Consider the following 16,056-nt stretch of genomic DNA (forward strand, 5'->3'; position numbering starts at 1 on the left):
ATGGCTAAGCGACTTACAGGCAAACGCATATTAATCACGGGCGCGGCCCAGGGCATCGGTCTGGCGATTGCAAAAGCAGTCCTAGCCGAGGATGCGAGCGCCTACCTGATCGACCGTGACCAGGGGCTTTTGCGAGTTGAGGCTGAAAAACTAAAGGGCCAAGGATATCGTCTTAGCTACAGGGCGGCCGATATCACCGACGCCAAAGCCATTGCGAGGATCGTCGAAGAAGCCAGGACCGAGATCGGTCAGATCAATGCCCTCATCAACAATGCTGGCGTCAACGTGTTCTCCGAGCCATTGGAGACGACGGACGAGGAATGGAACCGCTGCTTCGATATCAATCTGAAGGGTGCGTGGAACTGCTGCAAGGCGGTGTTGCCCGGCCTGATCGCACAGGGCGGAGGCGTCGTCCTGAACATCGCCTCGACGCACTCCTTTACGATCATACCGCATACATTTCCGTATCCTCTTGCCAAGCACGCGCTTCTCGGTTTGACCAAGTCACTGGGATTGGAATTTGCGGCCAAGAACGTGCGGGTGAATGCGTTGGCGCCGGGCTATGTGGCGACACAGAAGGTCGTCGATTTCTGGAACAGCTTTCCGAATCCGGCAGCTGCTGAAGCCGAGACAATGAAGATGCATCCGAGTGGGCGGATCGCAACGACGGAGGAAATCGCGATGGCTGCGGTGTTCATGATCTCTGACCAGTGCCCGTTTATGAATGCGACCTGCTTGACAATCGATGGCGGGTTGAGTGTGCTGCAGCACCCGGCGTGATCCCTGTCATCGCCTATGTAGTCGCTTCAGAAGTGATGGTACGTGACCTACCCGCATCAACAATCAACCCAGGTTCTTGTTGTGATTTTCAGCACGAACTTTGGAAGCTTCGCAGCTGTCGTCACCGTCGGCCGCCACCTTGCCGACTTCGTTGCCCCCTGCAACCTCGCGCGCAGGCTCAAGACCCTCAAGGGCCTGACGCCCTACGAATTCATCGGCATCACGGACAATAGCTCCGAAAGGTTCACCCTAAACCCAATCCATCAAGTGCCGGGACTGAGCATCTTAGCGCAACTTCTCAACGGCGACGGCAAGACATGTCTTGAACGCAGCAAGGTCCGTATAGAGCGCATCCCGTGCCGCGTCTCCGATGATGAGGACGCCACCGCGCCGCTCAATTCCGGCGTGCAGCATGAGATTGTCGGCCAGGCCGAAATCCTCGATCGCAATCCCGTTCGGGTCACGCAATCGACCTTCAGCATCATACGCGACGGCCCCGCCATAAAGATCGCTCACTCGTCCGCTGTGATCGCGGGCTACATTCGTATAAGCGAATACAGGCTTACCGCTTGCGCACATAAAGCCGAGTTCGAAGGCCGTCCCGGTATCGGCGGCAATGCCACGAAAGGGCGTCAGATTGGCGATGATCGCGTCCGCTTGGATCATCATCTTCTCATCCACCGCGTTTATCGCCGCGGCCCGCTCGCGCCTCGAGTTCGTGTGCGGGATTTCCAGATCGCCGGGCGAGAGCGGGAGAAGTCCCGCCTCACGGGCAAGTGCTGCCTTCCGGTCGAGGATTTCACGGGCGTTTGGGAGAAAAACCTCCGGACCGGCCAGATAAACTTTTCTTGTCATAAAATTGCACCTGAAAGGGAGGGCTCGGCAACAGAAATACCTTCCTCGCTGTACAGGGAAGAAGGAACACAATCCAGTGGGCGAAAACCACCCACCCGCGCGGCGCGTATTAGTGCGCGCCAACGCTTGGTTTTAGGCCGACGATATTGTTGAGCCCGGCACGGATACGGCCCGAGCCGGCCGTATCCGTGCCGAGCGCAAAGCTGACGATGCCTTGGGCGGTCGCCACTGCTGAACCTGAAGATGAACCGCCAGGCACCAGCTTCGGATCAATAGCGTTCCGCGGGATCGGGTAGGGCGAGCGGACGCCGATCAGGCCGGTGGCGAACTGGTCGAGATTGGTCTTGTCGATCACCAGAGCGGCCTCTTTCAGCAGGCGGACGACGGTCGCGTCCTTTTCCGGCGCGTAGGCATAGTCCGGGCAGGCGGCGGTGGTCGGTATGCCGGCAACGTCGATGTTATCCTTCACGGCGAAAGGAATGCCGAAAAGCGGTTTTGCCGGATCGAACGCTCCGAGTTTCGCCGCCTCGGCCAAAACCGTGTCCTTTTCGACCAGGTGAATGAAGATGCCGGGATCGCTAACTTCGATGATGCGGGCAAAGACCAGCTTCGACAACGTCGGCGACACTGCCGCCATCCCGTCGAACGCGTGCAGCGAGGTGATATCGAAGGCCGGTGTCGTTGGGTTCATACCCTTTCCTCTTCCAGTATTCTTACGGGCCGATCCCATTGGATCAGCACGACGCAGCCGCTCTCGCTCCAGACGGAGTGTTCGGTGCCCGGCGCGTTGACGATATAGCTGCCGAGGCCGTAATCGCCGGTCTCGTCGGATTGTACCCCGTCGAGCACCAGGATGGTTTCGAGCCCCTCATGCCGGTGGCGCGGTACGGAGGCGCCTGCCTCGTATTTCAGGAGAGCCACGCCCGGCTGGTCGCCTTGGAAAGGTCTAATCCAGTGAATGGTGACTTCATCGCGGAAGCGGACGAATTCCAAATCCTTCCACCCACCAGATGTGAGCAGTTCGCGGGTCGTTTCAGGCATGTGCGATGCTTTCCAGAATGTCGTCGACATGGGCAGTCCAGCCGACGACCGCGCCCTGGGCGCGGATCATCGCCATTGCCGCGGCCTTGAATTCGGGAAAATAGCTTTCCGTAGCCTCCTCGGCGAGCAGACATTCATAGCCACGGTCGTTTGCCTCGCGCATGGTCGTTTGCACGCAGACTTCCGTCGTGACGCCTGCAAACACGAGCTGCTGGATGGCGCCCTTCTTTAGCACGTCGGCGAGCTCGGTAGCGTAGAAGGCGCCCTTGCCGGGCTTTTCGATCACCACTTCCCCGTCGATGGGTGCCACTTCCGGAAGAATTGCCGTGCCGGGTTCGCCCGAAATCAGGATGCGGCCCATCGGGCCTTCGTCGCCGATCCTGAGCGAAGGATTGCCGCGGTCGCGTTTGGCCGGCGGCAGGTCGGAGAGGTCCGGCCGGTGGCATTCCATCGTATGGATGACCGGCAAGCCGGCAGCGCGAAAACCTTCGATCAGACGTTTCACGTCCGGCACGATCTTGGCGACGCGGCTGACATCATTGCCGAGGCACGCGCCGAAACCGCCAGGCTCGGCGAAATCGCGCTGCATGTCGATGACGATCAGCGCCAGCGCGCCAGGTTTCACGGTAAAGGGAAAGGGTTCTGCCTTGATTGCGATCATCAATGATGACCTGCCATATGCGCCCCGATGACGCCGATATCGGCGGAACGCGCCGGCGTCTCGTAGACGAGCTTTCCCTCCGAGATCACCACGATGCGGTCGGACATCTCGAGGAGCTCGTCGAGATCCTCCGAAAGAAGAAGGACCGCGGCTCCGGCATTGCGAGCCTTCATGATGCGCGCACGGATTTCGGCGACGGCAGAGAAATCAAGGCCGAAACAGGGATTGGAGACGATCAGCAAATCGACATCGCCGGTCAGTTCGCGGGCAAGCACGGCACGCTGCACGTTGCCGCCCGAAAGCGCTGCGATCGGTGAGGCGGAAGAGGCGGTCTTGACCTTGAAGTCGGAGATCAGCGCCGACGCACGCTCCTTCATGCTGCCCCTGTTCAGCCAGATCGCGTCCTTGCCGTCCGGCTTCAAGTCGAAGGTGCGGAAGGCTAGGTTCTCGCTGACGGTCATTTTGGGCGCGCAGGCGTTCTGCAACGGCTCTTCGGGGATGAAACGCACCTTCTTCTTGCGGGTCTCCTCGCGGGTGGCACCGTAAGCCTCGCCGTTGACCATGATCCGGCCGGCATCGGTCGGGCGCTGGCCAGCGAGAATTTCCGTCAGCTCCTTCTGGCCATTGCCGGAAATGCCAGCAATGCCGACGATCTCGCCGGAGCGGACCGTAAGCTCATCGATCTCGATCGTCTTCAGGCCGGAGCGATCCGGGGCTTTCACCTGGCTTACTCTCAGCACCGGCCTTGCCGCTTCCGCCACCGGCAGACGGCTGTCGAGCTCGGCGAGCTTGACGTCGCCAATCATCATCGCCGCCATCTCGGCGGTCGACAGTTCATTCACCTTGCCTGTGCCGACCAGCTTGCCGCGCCGCAAGATCGAACAGGCGTCGGCGAATTTCGTCACCTCGTGGAATTTGTGCGAAATCATCAGCACGGTGAGCTCGCCGCGTTCGGTCATGCCGCGCACAATGCCGAGCATCTCATCGGCTTCGGCGGGTGTTAGCACGGAGGTCGGCTCGTCGAGCACGAGGAAGGAGCGGCCGAGATAGAGCTGCTTGACGATTTCGAGCTTCTGTTTTTCGCCGGCGGCAAGCTCGCTGACCGGCCTGTCGAGCGGGATCTTGAACGGAATGCGCTCCATGAAGGCCGCCAGATCCTTGCGTTCCCTGGCCCAATTGATCACCGCGGGTACTTCGGTGCGGCTGATGACCAGGTTTTCTGCGCCGGTCAGAGACGGAACGAGTGTGAAATGCTGGTAGACCATGCCGAGCCCATAGGTCGCGGCATCCTTGGGTGAGGCGATTGCCACCTCGTGGCCGTCGACCGACAGCGAGCCGGATGTCGCGTGATAAAAGCCCATGATGCATTTGACGAGCGTCGATTTGCCGGCGCCGTTTTCGCCGAGAAGCGCGTGAAAAGAGCCGGCCGGAACGGCGATCGAGACGTTGTTGAGCGCGGTGAACGAGCCGAAGCGCATGGTCATGCCGAGCGTATCGATGCCGACGGCCTTGCCGGCCTTGGGAAGGGGCGTGTCGCGAACGGTGCTCATGGCAGCTGGCTCACAAACGTTTCAGAACTGGAGACGGAGCCGAACACGCCGCCCTGCATCTTCACCATCTTGATCGCGGCGAGGTGGTTTCCGCAGTCGGTCGCACCGCAGCAGTCGTCCAGAAGCAGGCATTCGTAGCCGCGATCGTTCGCCTCGCGCATCGTCGTCGAGACGCAGACATCGGTGGTGATTCCCGTGAGGATAATGTTCTCGATACGCTTCTGGTTGAGGATGAGTTCGAGGTCGGTGGCGCAGAACGAGCCCTTGCCGGGCTTGTCGATGATCGTCTCGCCTTCGATCGGGTAGAGTTCGGGGATGATGTCCCAGCCGGGTTCGCCACGCGTCAGAATGCGGCCGCAGGGGCCGGGATCCCCGATGCCGGCACCGATCCGCTGTGAGCGCCAACGTTTGTTGGCCGGCAGATCGGCGAGGTCGGGACGATGGCCCTCGCGGGTGTGGATGATGTGGTAGCCCTTGGCCCGCATGGCGGCAAGCACTTGTTTGATGGGTTCGATCGGCGCCTGCACCAGCGACAGGTCGTAGCCCATGTGGTCGACATAGCCACCCTTGCCGCAGAAGTCCGTCTGCATGTCGATGATGATGAGGGCGGTATTGTCCGGCCGCAGAGCACCGTTATAGGGCCACGGATACGGATCGGCGTCGATAAAATGCCCTTTGGATTCGGCCATCGCGTCCATCGATCTCTCTCCTATTCCGCGGCAGGTTTGAGGGGTTCGTCGTACCGGCGCATCGGCTTGTCAAATCTGCAGGACGTGCCGTCCTTGACCTTAATGTCGTCTTCCCATGGCAGGTGGTATTTGCCTGCGACGAGGTCGTGCATGTAGGTGTAGGGCGCATCCTGCGCGCCGCCGGCGACAGCGACATAGCCGCGATGGCCGACCTGATAGATATTGTTCTCCACGCCCCAGCCGAGCCGGGCCTCGCGCACCAGGTCAGGACGCACCTCGGCGGTAATGATCTCGTTGGGCCGGCTGGAGGTTCCGTGGGCGATGATCGTGCCGTCGAAATTGCAGATCATGCCTTCGCCCATGGAATCGAACGTGCCGTCCGAGCCGCACATGCACACATTCGCGGTGACCATCAGGTTGCAGAAGGCGTTGGCCTGGTTGGTGAAACGCCAGGCTTCGCGGATCGGCGCCGTATAGCCGGCCGTGCGGATCATGATTTCGGCGCCCTTGTAGGCGCATTCGCGCGCCATCTCCGGGAACATGCCGTCATGGCAGATGACGAGCGCGAGCTTGGCACCGTTCGGGCCATCGATGACGGGAATACCCAAATTACCGGGCTCCCAAGGCTCAACCGGTACCCAGGGATGCATCTTGCGGTAATAGAGCTTCAGCTCGCCCTGGTCGTCGATGACGATGCCGGAATTGTATGGCATGCCGCCCGGATTGAGCTCCATGATGGAGAAGCACCCCCAGATTGCGTTGTCCCTGCAGGCCTGCTTGAAAGCCGCGACCTCCGGCCCGTCGAGCGTGCACATGATCTCCGGATTGATGTCCATAGACAGGCCGTGCAGGGCGTATTCGGGAAAGACGACCAGATCCATGCCAGGCTGGTTGCGCCGCGCCTTGGCGACCAGATCGACGATCACTTGCGTCTGGCGCGCAAGATCGGCCTTGGTGACCGTCACCGGCAACTGAAGTTGCACGAGGCCGATGCCGACGCCGTGTTCGGATTTGTTGAGACCGCCAAGTCCGTTCATCGGAAAGCTCCGTTATTTCGTGAGCGACAGCGCACCCGGCGCACCGGCGAGCGAGCGGGTGGGCGAGGACGTGGCAATCAGGATGATGAGGGTGAGCACGTAAGGCGCGGCGTAGAAGAGGTAGTAGCCTTTTGTGACGCCGACCGATTGCAGCGCCGGTCCAAGTGCCCCGGCGCCGCCGAAAAGTAGCGCGGCCAGGAAGCAGCCGATCGGGTTCCAGCGCGCAAAAATGACCAGTGCGACCGCCATCAGGCCCTGGCCCGACGAGATGCCTTCGTTCCACGAGCCGGGATAGTAGAGCGAGAGGTAGGCGCCGCCGATCGCAGCCAGCGCGCCGCCCGCTGCCGTCGCCAGCAAGCGAACCTGGTCGGGGTGGATGCCCATGGCCCGGGCCGCGTCCGTGCTGTCGCCGACGACGCGCAGGATCAGGCCGATGCGGGTGTTCTTGAACCCCCAGAAGAGGAAGAGCGCCAGCGCTGCGCCGAGGAAGAACAGCACATTGATGTTGAGTACAGCCTGGATCTGCGGAGAGGTTGCCCAGCCGCCGAGCGGAATCGAGGGCAGTTTCGGCGCCACCGGCTGTATGAAGGACTTGCCGAGGAAGAAGGCGAGCCCGAGCCCGAACTGCATCATGGCGATGCCGACGGCGATGTCGTTGACCTTGGGGAACTTGCAGATCCAGCCGTGGATCAGCCCGAAGATCGCGCCTGCCATCATGGCGGCGAGCACACCGAGCGTCGGCGAACCGGTGATTACCGCCACAGCATAGGCTGTCATGGCGCCGAAGACGAGGGTCCCTTCGAGCCCCAGGTTGATACGTCCGGAGCGTTCGGTAATCGTCTCGCCGAGGCTCACGAAGATGAACGGGGTCGAGACACGGATGGCGCCGGCGAAGACCGCCAGTGGAACGCCCCAGATGCCGATCGCTGTTTCCTCCATCACAGGCTCCTCTTCCAAAGATCGGGATTGAAGACCTTGAACCGTCCGTAGAAGGTCTCGCAGACGAGAATGACGATGAAGAGCGTCCCCTGCAGCACCAGCACCGTCGCATCCGGCAGACCCATGCGCCGCTGGATGAGGCCACCCGAAGCATCAATGCCGCCGAGCAGGATGGCGACGGGGATGATCGCCAGCGGGTTGTGGCGGGCGAGGAAGGCGACGAGGATGCCGGTATAGCCGTAGCCGGCCGCCAGCGAGGCGTTGGCACTCCCCTGTACCGCCGCCACTTCGATCATGCCCGCCAGACCGGCGAAACTGCCGGCAAGCGCGGTAAATCCGACGATCAGCTTGCCGACGGCCAAACCCTGGATCTGCGCGGCGCGCACGTTGCCGCCGGCGATGCGGGCCGCAAATCCGTAACTCGTCGCTTCGATCAGCACCCAGGAAATGATGCAGGCGAGAATGCCGACGACCAGACCCCAGTGCACATCCATGCCAGGAATATTGCCGAGCATGTATTCCGCCGGCAGCGGCTTGGTCGACGGCTTGTTGAGGCTTGCGGGATCGCGCAGCGGCCCTTCGACAAATTGGTTCATCAAGGCGATAGCGATATAGGAGAGCAAGAGCGACGAGATGGTCTCGTTGACGCCACGGGAGTGGCGCAGGAAACCGGCAAGGCCGATCCAGATACCGCCGATCGCCATGGCAGCGATCGCCATCAGAACAAGGCTGAGGAAAACCGGCGCGGTGCCGGCGAGCGGCAGAGCCATGGCCGCGGCAGCAACGCCGCCCAGCACGACCGCTCCTTCCCCGCCGATGATGACGAGGCCGAGGCGGGCGGGCAGGGCGACGCAGAGCGCCGTCAGGAGAAGGGGTGCGGCGCGGCTGAGGCTGTTTTGCACCGAAAACCAGCTGCCGAAGCCGCCGGTGTACATCAGTTGGAAGAGGGTGGCCGGCGACTTGCCGACCGCCAGGATGAAGAGGGAGAAGAGCGAAAGGCCGAACAGAATGGCCGCGAGGCCAATGACGATCGGCTCGACACGGCGCGCGATCCATTCGAGGACGGGGCGCAGCGAAGCCGATTTTTCGGTAGCGATGGCCATTGCGGGATCATTGGCTTCGATGGTCATGGCGCTTCTCCCTTTGCGGTTTACGCTGTGGACCCGACGACGCCCTCGACCAGATAATTCATGCTTTCGAGCTCAATCGCGTCTTCGGCGTAGCTCTTGTCGGCAGCGACCACGGTGTCGCCCTTATTGTCCTTCAACGGTCCCTTGAAGACCGAGAAGCCACCCTTCATCATGTCCGCCTGCGTGGCCTCGAAGGCTTTGCGGCCTGCCTCGGACACGCCGGCGCCGAGCGCGCTCATCTTCACGAAGCCGTCCTTCAGGCCGCCGCGCACGAAGTTGCCGAGCTTTTCGCCGGCCTGCGCCCTCTTGATGAAGTCGCTGTAGACGTTGCCCCAAGCCCACTCGGCGCCGGTGAGGTATTTTTCGGGAGCGAGCGAGCTCTGATTGGCGTGATAACCGCAGATGAAGGCGCCTCGGCCGGCGCCGGTCTCTACGACGACCTTCGGGCTGTCGACGTGGCAGGTGATGACGTCGGCGCCTTGGTCGGCCAGCGCGTTGGTGGCTTCGGCTTCCTTGACGGCGAGCGACCATTCGCCGGTGAAGATCACCTGGCAGGTGATGGTCGGATCGACTGTGCGCGCCCCTAGCAGGAACGCGTTGATATTCTGCAGAACCTGCGGGATCGGCTTTGCGGCGATGAAGCCGATCTTCTTGCTTTTTGTCGCATGGCCGGCGGCGATGCCGTTTAGATACTGGCCCTGGAAGATATAGCCGAAATAGGAGCCGGTATTGGCGGGGTTCTTGCCTTCCTGCCAAAGCCCTCCGCAGTGGCGGAATTGGATGTCGGGATATTTAGCCGCCATGGCCAGCATGTGGGGATCGAAGTAGCCGAAGGAGGTCGGAAAGAGCAGGGTCGCGCCGTCCAGATTTATCATGGACTCCATCGTCTTCTGGACGTCGACAGTCTCCGGAACATTCTCTTCTTCGACCAGCGTCACGCCCGGCATAGCCTTGATGACGGCCGCACCCTCCGCATGGGCCTGGTTGTAGCCGTAGTCGTCCTTGGGGCCGACATAGATGAAGCCGACGGTAAGTGCAATTTGGGCTGCGGCGGGGGAGCTCATCACGCCCGGCATGGAACCGGCGAGCACACCGGCAGCGGAGGCCTGGAGGAAATTGCGGCGGTTCATGGAAAGGAGTTTGGTCATCGAGATGCTCCTTGCGGCGCTGGGCCAGTTGCGAACGAGTACAGCAAAGTGCATGCAACACGCGTGCCAGAAGGTAATTTACTGGTTTTTATAGATTATTAGCTGTCTTAAAACTCTCGCTGCGTAAAGTGCATACAGATTGATCGCATATACGCATAAAAAATAGTCAGTAAGTTTTCTTGTTCATTTAGAGTGCGCCCGTTGATATCGCGTCGAGTTGGATGTGGCGCCTCAGGCCATCGAAAAAATAGACGTTAACAATAGCTTGCGCAGTACAATTTGACTTATCGAGTCCCGAACGGCATCTGTATGCAGAGGGTAAAAGTAGGTAGATTCGCACCATGAAGCAGGCCAGACCCAGAGAAGTCATCCGCACCGGAACCACCGTCGAACAGATGGTGCGAGCGATTTCCGACATGATCGTCACAGGCGCAATCCTTCCGGGCGCGAAGTTGGACGAGGTCTCGCTCGCAGTTCGTTTCGACGTTTCGCGCACGCCGGTCCGAGAGGCTTTGCGTGAGCTGGGTGCCATGGGATTGATCGTGCGCGAGCCAAATCGCAGTGCCATCGTTACCAATGTCACCGAGGCTTATCTACATTCGATGTTCGAGGCGATGGCGGAACTCGAAGCGATCTGCGCCAGGCTTTCGGCCGACCGTATGACGGTCGATGAGCGGCGCGCGCTTGAGTTGATGCATCGAGGATCGATGAGGCTGGTGCATACCGGCGCGGCAGAGGAATATTCGGCTCACAACACCGAATTCCACACCCGGCTTTATCGCGGCGCGCATAACGATCATGTCTTCGAGATGGTGACCCAGACGCGAGCGCGGCTCGCGCCCTTTCGGCGGGCGCAGTTCCGTCTGCCCGGGCGTCTGGCTAAATCCTATGAGGAGCACGGGCGGATTGTAACGGCGATCATGCGAGCGGATGCCGCGGCCGCGGGGCAGGCGGCGTATTCCCATGTGGAAATTGTTAGCGATGCCAGCGCGGTATTTGCAGCAGCCGGGGAGCGGAGAGAGCGCGACGCGTAAAACCAGGCGCCGTCATACCCGCCACAACGACGAAAAGCCAAGACGGCCAAAAACGCCCGAGGTCGCCATAACAACGGCAAGAAATCGGTGGATCATTTAGCTGGCCTTGTGGCTTTTGCTGAGTTCGTAGTCGGGCTTCTTGTTATCCCGGGCCCCCTCACAAGGTGAATTTAGTTCTCCACAGCCTGGCAGTGCGCAAATTTGGATACGCACTCAGCACCAGCGGCGCCGACTGGCAATCGGACGGGTCGGGGCCGTCGGAATTGTTTTAACCGGCCACCTCAGCGATCGATATAGCGCACAAACCGTGGAGTACGTGTCCGGACTGGCCGAGGCGCTGGCATCAGCGAAAATCGACCTCCTGATGAGCCCGCTGCTCGACGAGGACGAAATGGCGATCTATCGTCGGTGGATATCGAGTGAAAGCGTTGATGCGGTTATCTTGATGGATCCTGAGTGTTCAGATCCGCGCATAAAGCTGTTCGTCGCAATCTCCTTCTGACCCAGATCAAGAAGGTAAGACGTCGCGTGCCGGTAAGCGCCCTCATTGTCGATATCCAGCCAGGCACAGGGGAGATCAACGTCGGTACTGCCGTGCAGCACGAACGGGACGACCGAGACAGGCTTTCGCGCAGCCACCCGCCTATTGTCCATGACGCCACGTCCGACCGCTTTCATAGTGGGTTCGATGATGACTACCGTTTGTGTCTATCAGGCAATACGATCGAATGGTTGGGAAGTGGGATGAGATATCTCCGTGATTGCCGACGACGACGTCTTCCCCTACATGAGTGCAACCGACATGGTGCCGATCCTGACCACGACGCGACCATCGGTTCGACTTGCAGGGTTGAAGATCGCGGAGATGTCAGCGAGCATTCTCGATGGGAAAGATGCTTCCTCACTGAGCGAAAAATGGTCGGTCGAGCTGAGGCAGTCTACGGCACCTCCGCGGACCTGAGGCACAGTGATGGTTTCCCGAAGGTCGGTCGTGCATAGTCTCGACCCGAAGGGGACCGTCCTCTTCCTGCATGACTTCCCGGAACTATGTTTGCATGGAAGGCAGTACCCCGGCTCTCCACGCTTTCGATTTGTCCGGTTTCGGGGTCTCGTCGCGGCCGACGTCGGTAAGTTGTAGGTTGCGGCTTGTTCGGATGATGAGGTTTGCGCCGAGATATCGCTCCAGATCGGCGACCTTGCGGCTGACGCTCGGCAGCGGCGCATTCAGCTTCCGGCTGCCCGCCGACAAGCTCTCGGCGTCAACCACCGCAAGCACAACCCGCATTGCATCAAGCCGATCCATAACGTCCCACGACTAGAAGCCTCGATGTTGAGGATATGAGAAATCGGTTCTGCTGAATATGCCGCACAGCCGTCTGCGTGAATCGTATCCCGATCATGGTCTGATGGGTGCGTATCGAGAGGGTGGTTCTCATTTTCGCTGGGTACCGGCAAAGGCTCGCGGCCAGTAAACTTTCCTCATTCGATCAAGGGTTTCGCTCGATTGCTAACCAAAGTTGTCAGCGTCACCGCAGCCAAATTTCCAGTGACGCAACCTCAAGGGATGACCAATATGAACAGGGTCTTTTATGTTGGCGTGTCAGCCGCTCTCTTTGCGGCCTTTGCCTTTTCGCTCAACTTCGTTGTGCCCTTCATCATTGGTGACTATTCCACCTTTGATTTTGCCCTAGTCCGTCACCTTGTGTCAGCGCTCGTCGGGCTTTACATCCTGTTTTCCGAGAAGGGCATCATGCGCCACCTCACGCTTCGAAACTGCCTGCAAGCCATCTGGCTCGCCTTTGTCGGATATGTCGGCTACTTCCTGACGGTGACGGGAGCGGCCATCTTTGCCGGCCCAGTCATCGCTCCCGCCTTTCTGGGTCTGGTTCCGATCGTATTGATGGTCATCGGTAATCAGCGTCAGGGATCAATGCCATGGCGATTCCTTATAATGCCTTTGGCGCTGGTGGTGGTCGGACTCGTTCTCGTCAATGGCCCGGCATTCACGGCCGAAGGATTGAACTCTGTCCAATCGTTGTGGATTGGCGTGCCGCTATCGCTCGCTGCCGTGGGACTTTGGGTCTGGTTCGCCCTTGCCAATCAAGCTGCACTCACCGCCCAGCCGGACATGCCCTCCGGTGTGTGGTCGGCGCTGATACTGGTCGGCGGCGGCGTCTTGATGCTGGCGTTTTATCCTGTCGGTGCCGCGATGGACCTCTTCCAGCTTCCAACATTGGGATTCGGCTGGAGTGCCGCCGGCAGCCTATATGTTTGGGGTGTGTCCCTCGCGCTGCTGGCAACCGTAGGCGGCGTCTGGGCCTGGAACATTGCATCACGGAGCCTGCCGGTTGCCTTCGCCGCGCAATTGATCGTCTCGGAAACGGCCTTCGGTGTTATCGGAGGACTTGTCGTACATGCCCGCTGGCCAACCCCGATCGAAGCGGCTGGGGTGGTTGTCCTGATCGCCGGCGTTGTTCTGTCAGTGCGGGATTTCTACGACCGCCAATTCAACATCGGAAAAACATTGCTTGCGCACGAGTGACCTGCTCCGCGCAGGATCAATTGCACTGGCATCGGAGATGAAATCACCAACGCAGCGCCCGCATTTGCCGCAAAGCTGCCGTCAGGAGCGACAAATGCAGGGTCGACAGTTCGAAATCATTCAAGGCGACGTATTATACGAGTGTCCAGCTCTCGGGGACGCTTGGCAGTCAACGAGAGGTCGCTTGCTCAACCCGGAGGCGAAGATCAGCTGCGAGGCTGCAGCAGCGCCAAGGCGCCCGTCGATGCGGCAAGGACGGTGGTAAGGGTCAAGGGGCCGACAGCGCCGTAGTGATCGACGACATAGCCGCCGAAAACCGCACCGATACTGATGGCGACCTGAAAAGAGACGACCATCAGGCTCCCCGCTGCCTCCAGAGCGTCGGGTGCTCCGCGGGACAGATTGGTCGGCAGCACCACCGGCGCCATGCCGAACGCGAAGCCCCAAAGTGAAACGAAGGCGAACGCAACGCCGATATGAGCACCCCAAAGCACCAAGGCGAGCGCCGCAACCGCCATCAGCGCGGCGGTGACACCAAGCGCCAGGCGGATACTTGCGTCGGCCATTCGGCCACCGGCGACGTTGCCGATCACAGAGGCGATGCCAAACCCAAGCAGCGCTAAGGCAATCGATTCGGTTTCAAGGAGCGTCACTTGTTCGAGGAAGGGTCGCACATAAACCGAGCCAGCAAAATGCCCCGTCATCAGCAAAAGGATGGCAAGCATTCCCAGTTGAACGCCACGCCGGCCTGTCAGCCGGAACACGTCGGCGAGGCTGTTGCTTGTGCTTGCGGGCAGCGTTGGCAAGCTGAGCGCCTGCAACAGCATGGCAAGTGCGGCAAGTCCGGCGGTCATCGCCATGGCGATGCGCCATCCCAGCCAATCGCTGATCAAAGCGCCCATCGATGGCGCAGCTATGGTGGCGAGCGAGACGCCGAGGGTGACGATAGCCATGCCCCGACCTGTCGCATTGGCGCCAACCAACCTCGCCACGACCGCGACTGAAAGCGCCCAGAAGCCACTGAGCGCGATGCCCAGTCCAGCCCGTCCCAACAACAATAGCCAAAAATCGGTCGCCAGCGCTGCAAGAATATTGGAGCCGATCGCCAACGCACTAAGACCGACCAGCACCGCCTTGCGGTTCAGTCTGCCGATGAGAACATTGCTCAATAGGGCCGTCACGGCGCCGACGGAAGCCGTAGCGGTGACGACCTGTCCGGCTGTTCCCTCGGTAATCCCGAGATCGCGCGCCATTGGCGTCAATAGGCCCGCCGGCAAGAACTCAGCCGATACCAGCGCAAAGCTGGTTGCCGCCATCGAAAGAACGGCAAACCAAGTCATGGCGCTCCAGGCGGCTGGCTCGGCGGTATCAAAGTCTATCGCCGCGTCGTCGAGTTCTGATGTCGTGTCCGTCATTGAATATCTCCCACGTTCGGAGATTTCATAGACGAACTTCTTAGGATGATATGTGTCTTAAAATCCGAAATTCATGTCCATTCGTCTGGAACTTGTGCGACGCACAATGCCCGGTGACACGCTGGTGATGCGCTTGAAGGCGCGAGCGAAGGATGCCTCCGACTCATAACCTAAACGGGAAGCAACTTCGGCAACTGACATGCCGCTTTGGCCAAGCAACTCGCGGGCAAGCTGCATCCGCAGACGGCCAAGATAACGTGCCGCGCCTTCTCCTAAGATAGCGCTGAAGCGCTCGGCAAAGATCGAGCGCGACTGGCCTGCCACGGCCGCGAGGCTTTCGAGGGTCCAGTTGTGGCCGGGGTCCCGGTGCATGGCTGCCAACACACGACCGATGTGGGGGTCGCGGATGGCGGCGAGCCAGCCGGTGGTCGAGGCGCCGCTGCAATTTACCCAACAGCGGATAAGCCGAGCTGCGAGCAAGTCTGCCATACGCGAAAGGACGGTTGCGCTGCCCATCTGGGGCTGTGAAGCCTCCGCCGTCATCGCCGTCAGCAGGGGACCAACGATCGGGTCATTGCCGGCTACATCGCAGCCTTTGATGATTGGCGGCATCAAGGCGATCAAAGGATTAAGCGCATACGCGCTCAAAGCCATGGAGCCGCAGAAGAGGGTGCTGGTCGCGCCCGTTCCTTCCCGCACCACTTCGCAGACGTTGCTGCCCAATCTTGTGATCTGACAGCTTTTGAGGGAGTCGCCCTCAACATCTGGGGCGCTGGCTAATCGATGCGCGATACCTTGCGGCAGCAGCACCAGATCTCCATCGTTCAACTCCTGCCACCCTTGAGCTTCGGTATGGATCCAGCACGGACCCTGGCTCACGAAGTGAAAACGAAGTAGCTGTTGTTGCGGAAAGGCGATGCTCCATGGATGTCTGAGTTCGCAGCGCCCATAGTTGACGCCACTCAAGCGAAAGTCTTGTAGCACTTCGCTTAGCGCATCCATTGGGATATTTGACGGCGACAACGGTCGAGACGAATGGTCAAGCATTTAGCCAATTTAGGTCTCGAGCGTCTGGCATGCAAGCACGATCGTGTCGCGAGGCGATTGTCTTCCGGCAGCGGTATTTTTCTGTGAATTCGAGCGTGATCGTTGCCAGCACCGGCCTCTCTCATGCTGTCAGCCGATGGATTGAAGTCGAGTCCGAAAGGCATGGGGCGCGTCGGTTCGATTCCCAG

General features: G+C 60.2%; 15 protein-coding genes and 2 pseudogenes. 4 read left to right on the top strand and 13 right to left on the bottom strand.

What is annotated here, in order from left to right:
* Together RGR602_RS24635 and RGR602_RS38790 are read left to right on the top strand one after the other, a co-directional pair.
* Nucleotides 1-780, top strand: coding sequence for an SDR family oxidoreductase (locus RGR602_RS24635; RefSeq protein WP_040114683.1), 780 nt, complete (start codon nt 1-3; stop codon nt 778-780).
* Between the two features lie 132 nt (nt 781-912).
* Nucleotides 913-1,065 (top strand): annotated as a pseudogene (locus tag RGR602_RS38790) (IS481 family transposase); the annotation flags it as partial.
* On the opposite strand, the gene RGR602_RS24640 reads toward RGR602_RS38790, so the two are convergent.
* The 10 genes from RGR602_RS24640 to RGR602_RS24685 form a co-directional block, all read right to left on the bottom strand.
* Nucleotides 1,066-1,635, bottom strand: a complete 570-nt coding sequence (locus tag RGR602_RS24640; protein ID WP_040114684.1) for a nucleoside 2-deoxyribosyltransferase — start codon at nt 1,633-1,635, stop codon at nt 1,066-1,068.
* A 109-nt stretch (nt 1,636-1,744) separates the two neighbouring features.
* Nucleotides 1,745-2,326 (bottom strand): amidase family protein, encoded by a 582-nt coding sequence (locus RGR602_RS24645; RefSeq protein ID WP_040114685.1) that lies wholly within the window; start codon nt 2,324-2,326, stop codon nt 1,745-1,747.
* Nucleotides 2,323-2,676, bottom strand: coding sequence for a cupin domain-containing protein (locus RGR602_RS24650; RefSeq protein ID WP_040114686.1), 354 nt, complete (start codon nt 2,674-2,676; stop codon nt 2,323-2,325). Before RGR602_RS24650 ends, RGR602_RS24645 begins: the two co-directional genes overlap by 4 nt.
* The gene (locus tag RGR602_RS24655; protein ID WP_040114687.1) at nt 2,669-3,337 is read right to left on the bottom strand and encodes a cysteine hydrolase family protein; all 669 of its coding nucleotides are present in this window, start codon (nt 3,335-3,337) and stop codon (nt 2,669-2,671) included. The genes RGR602_RS24650 and RGR602_RS24655 overlap by 8 nt, the downstream gene beginning before the upstream one ends.
* Complete coding sequence (locus RGR602_RS24660) at nt 3,337-4,887, bottom strand: ABC transporter ATP-binding protein (RefSeq protein WP_040114688.1); 1,551 nt, start codon at nt 4,885-4,887, stop codon at nt 3,337-3,339. The genes RGR602_RS24655 and RGR602_RS24660 overlap by 1 nt, the downstream gene beginning before the upstream one ends.
* On the bottom strand, nt 4,884-5,585 hold the full coding sequence (gene biuH, locus RGR602_RS24665; RefSeq protein WP_040114689.1) for a biuret amidohydrolase: 702 nt from the start codon (nt 5,583-5,585) through the stop codon (nt 4,884-4,886). Before biuH ends, RGR602_RS24660 begins: the two co-directional genes overlap by 4 nt.
* 11 nt (nt 5,586-5,596) lie before the next feature.
* Nucleotides 5,597-6,613: a formamidase gene (locus tag RGR602_RS24670; RefSeq protein ID WP_040114690.1), complete on the bottom strand. Its 1,017-nt coding sequence runs from the start codon at nt 6,611-6,613 to the stop codon at nt 5,597-5,599.
* A gap of 12 nt (nt 6,614-6,625) precedes the next feature.
* Nucleotides 6,626-7,552: an ABC transporter permease gene (locus RGR602_RS24675; protein WP_040114691.1), complete on the bottom strand. Its 927-nt coding sequence runs from the start codon at nt 7,550-7,552 to the stop codon at nt 6,626-6,628.
* Nucleotides 7,552-8,682: an ABC transporter permease gene (locus RGR602_RS24680; protein WP_040114692.1), complete on the bottom strand. Its 1,131-nt coding sequence runs from the start codon at nt 8,680-8,682 to the stop codon at nt 7,552-7,554. Before RGR602_RS24680 ends, RGR602_RS24675 begins: the two co-directional genes overlap by 1 nt.
* 20 nt (nt 8,683-8,702) lie before the next feature.
* Nucleotides 8,703-9,830: a BMP family ABC transporter substrate-binding protein gene (locus RGR602_RS24685; protein WP_040114693.1), complete on the bottom strand. Its 1,128-nt coding sequence runs from the start codon at nt 9,828-9,830 to the stop codon at nt 8,703-8,705.
* Nucleotides 9,831-10,171: 341 nt separating this feature from the next.
* Here RGR602_RS24685 and RGR602_RS24690 point away from each other — a divergent pair, with 341 nt between their 5' ends.
* Nucleotides 10,172-10,864, top strand: coding sequence for a GntR family transcriptional regulator (locus tag RGR602_RS24690; protein ID WP_040114694.1), 693 nt, complete (start codon nt 10,172-10,174; stop codon nt 10,862-10,864).
* A 1,111-nt stretch (nt 10,865-11,975) separates the two neighbouring features.
* Here RGR602_RS24690 and RGR602_RS24705 read toward each other — a convergent pair.
* Nucleotides 11,976-12,167 (bottom strand): annotated as a pseudogene (locus RGR602_RS24705) (helix-turn-helix domain-containing protein); the annotation flags it as partial.
* Nucleotides 12,168-12,437: 270 nt separating this feature from the next.
* On the opposite strand from RGR602_RS24705, the gene RGR602_RS24710 reads away from it, so the two are divergent.
* Entirely contained in the window at nt 12,438-13,406 is a 969-nt protein-coding gene (locus RGR602_RS24710; RefSeq protein ID WP_040116454.1) for a DMT family transporter, read from the top strand.
* 206 nt (nt 13,407-13,612) lie between these two features.
* On the opposite strand, the gene RGR602_RS24715 is transcribed toward RGR602_RS24710, so the two are convergent.
* On the bottom strand, nt 13,613-14,821 hold the full coding sequence (locus RGR602_RS24715; protein ID WP_040114698.1) for an MFS transporter: 1,209 nt from the start codon (nt 14,819-14,821) through the stop codon (nt 13,613-13,615).
* Between the two features lie 57 nt (nt 14,822-14,878).
* The gene (locus RGR602_RS24720; RefSeq protein WP_082046679.1) at nt 14,879-15,868 is read right to left on the bottom strand and encodes an AraC family transcriptional regulator; all 990 of its coding nucleotides are present in this window, start codon (nt 15,866-15,868) and stop codon (nt 14,879-14,881) included.
* Nucleotides 15,869-16,056: the final 188 nt, after the last annotated feature.

The sequence above is a fragment of the Rhizobium gallicum bv. gallicum R602sp genome (assembly GCF_000816845.1).
In the GTDB taxonomy this organism is placed as follows: domain Bacteria; phylum Pseudomonadota; class Alphaproteobacteria; order Rhizobiales; family Rhizobiaceae; genus Rhizobium; species Rhizobium gallicum.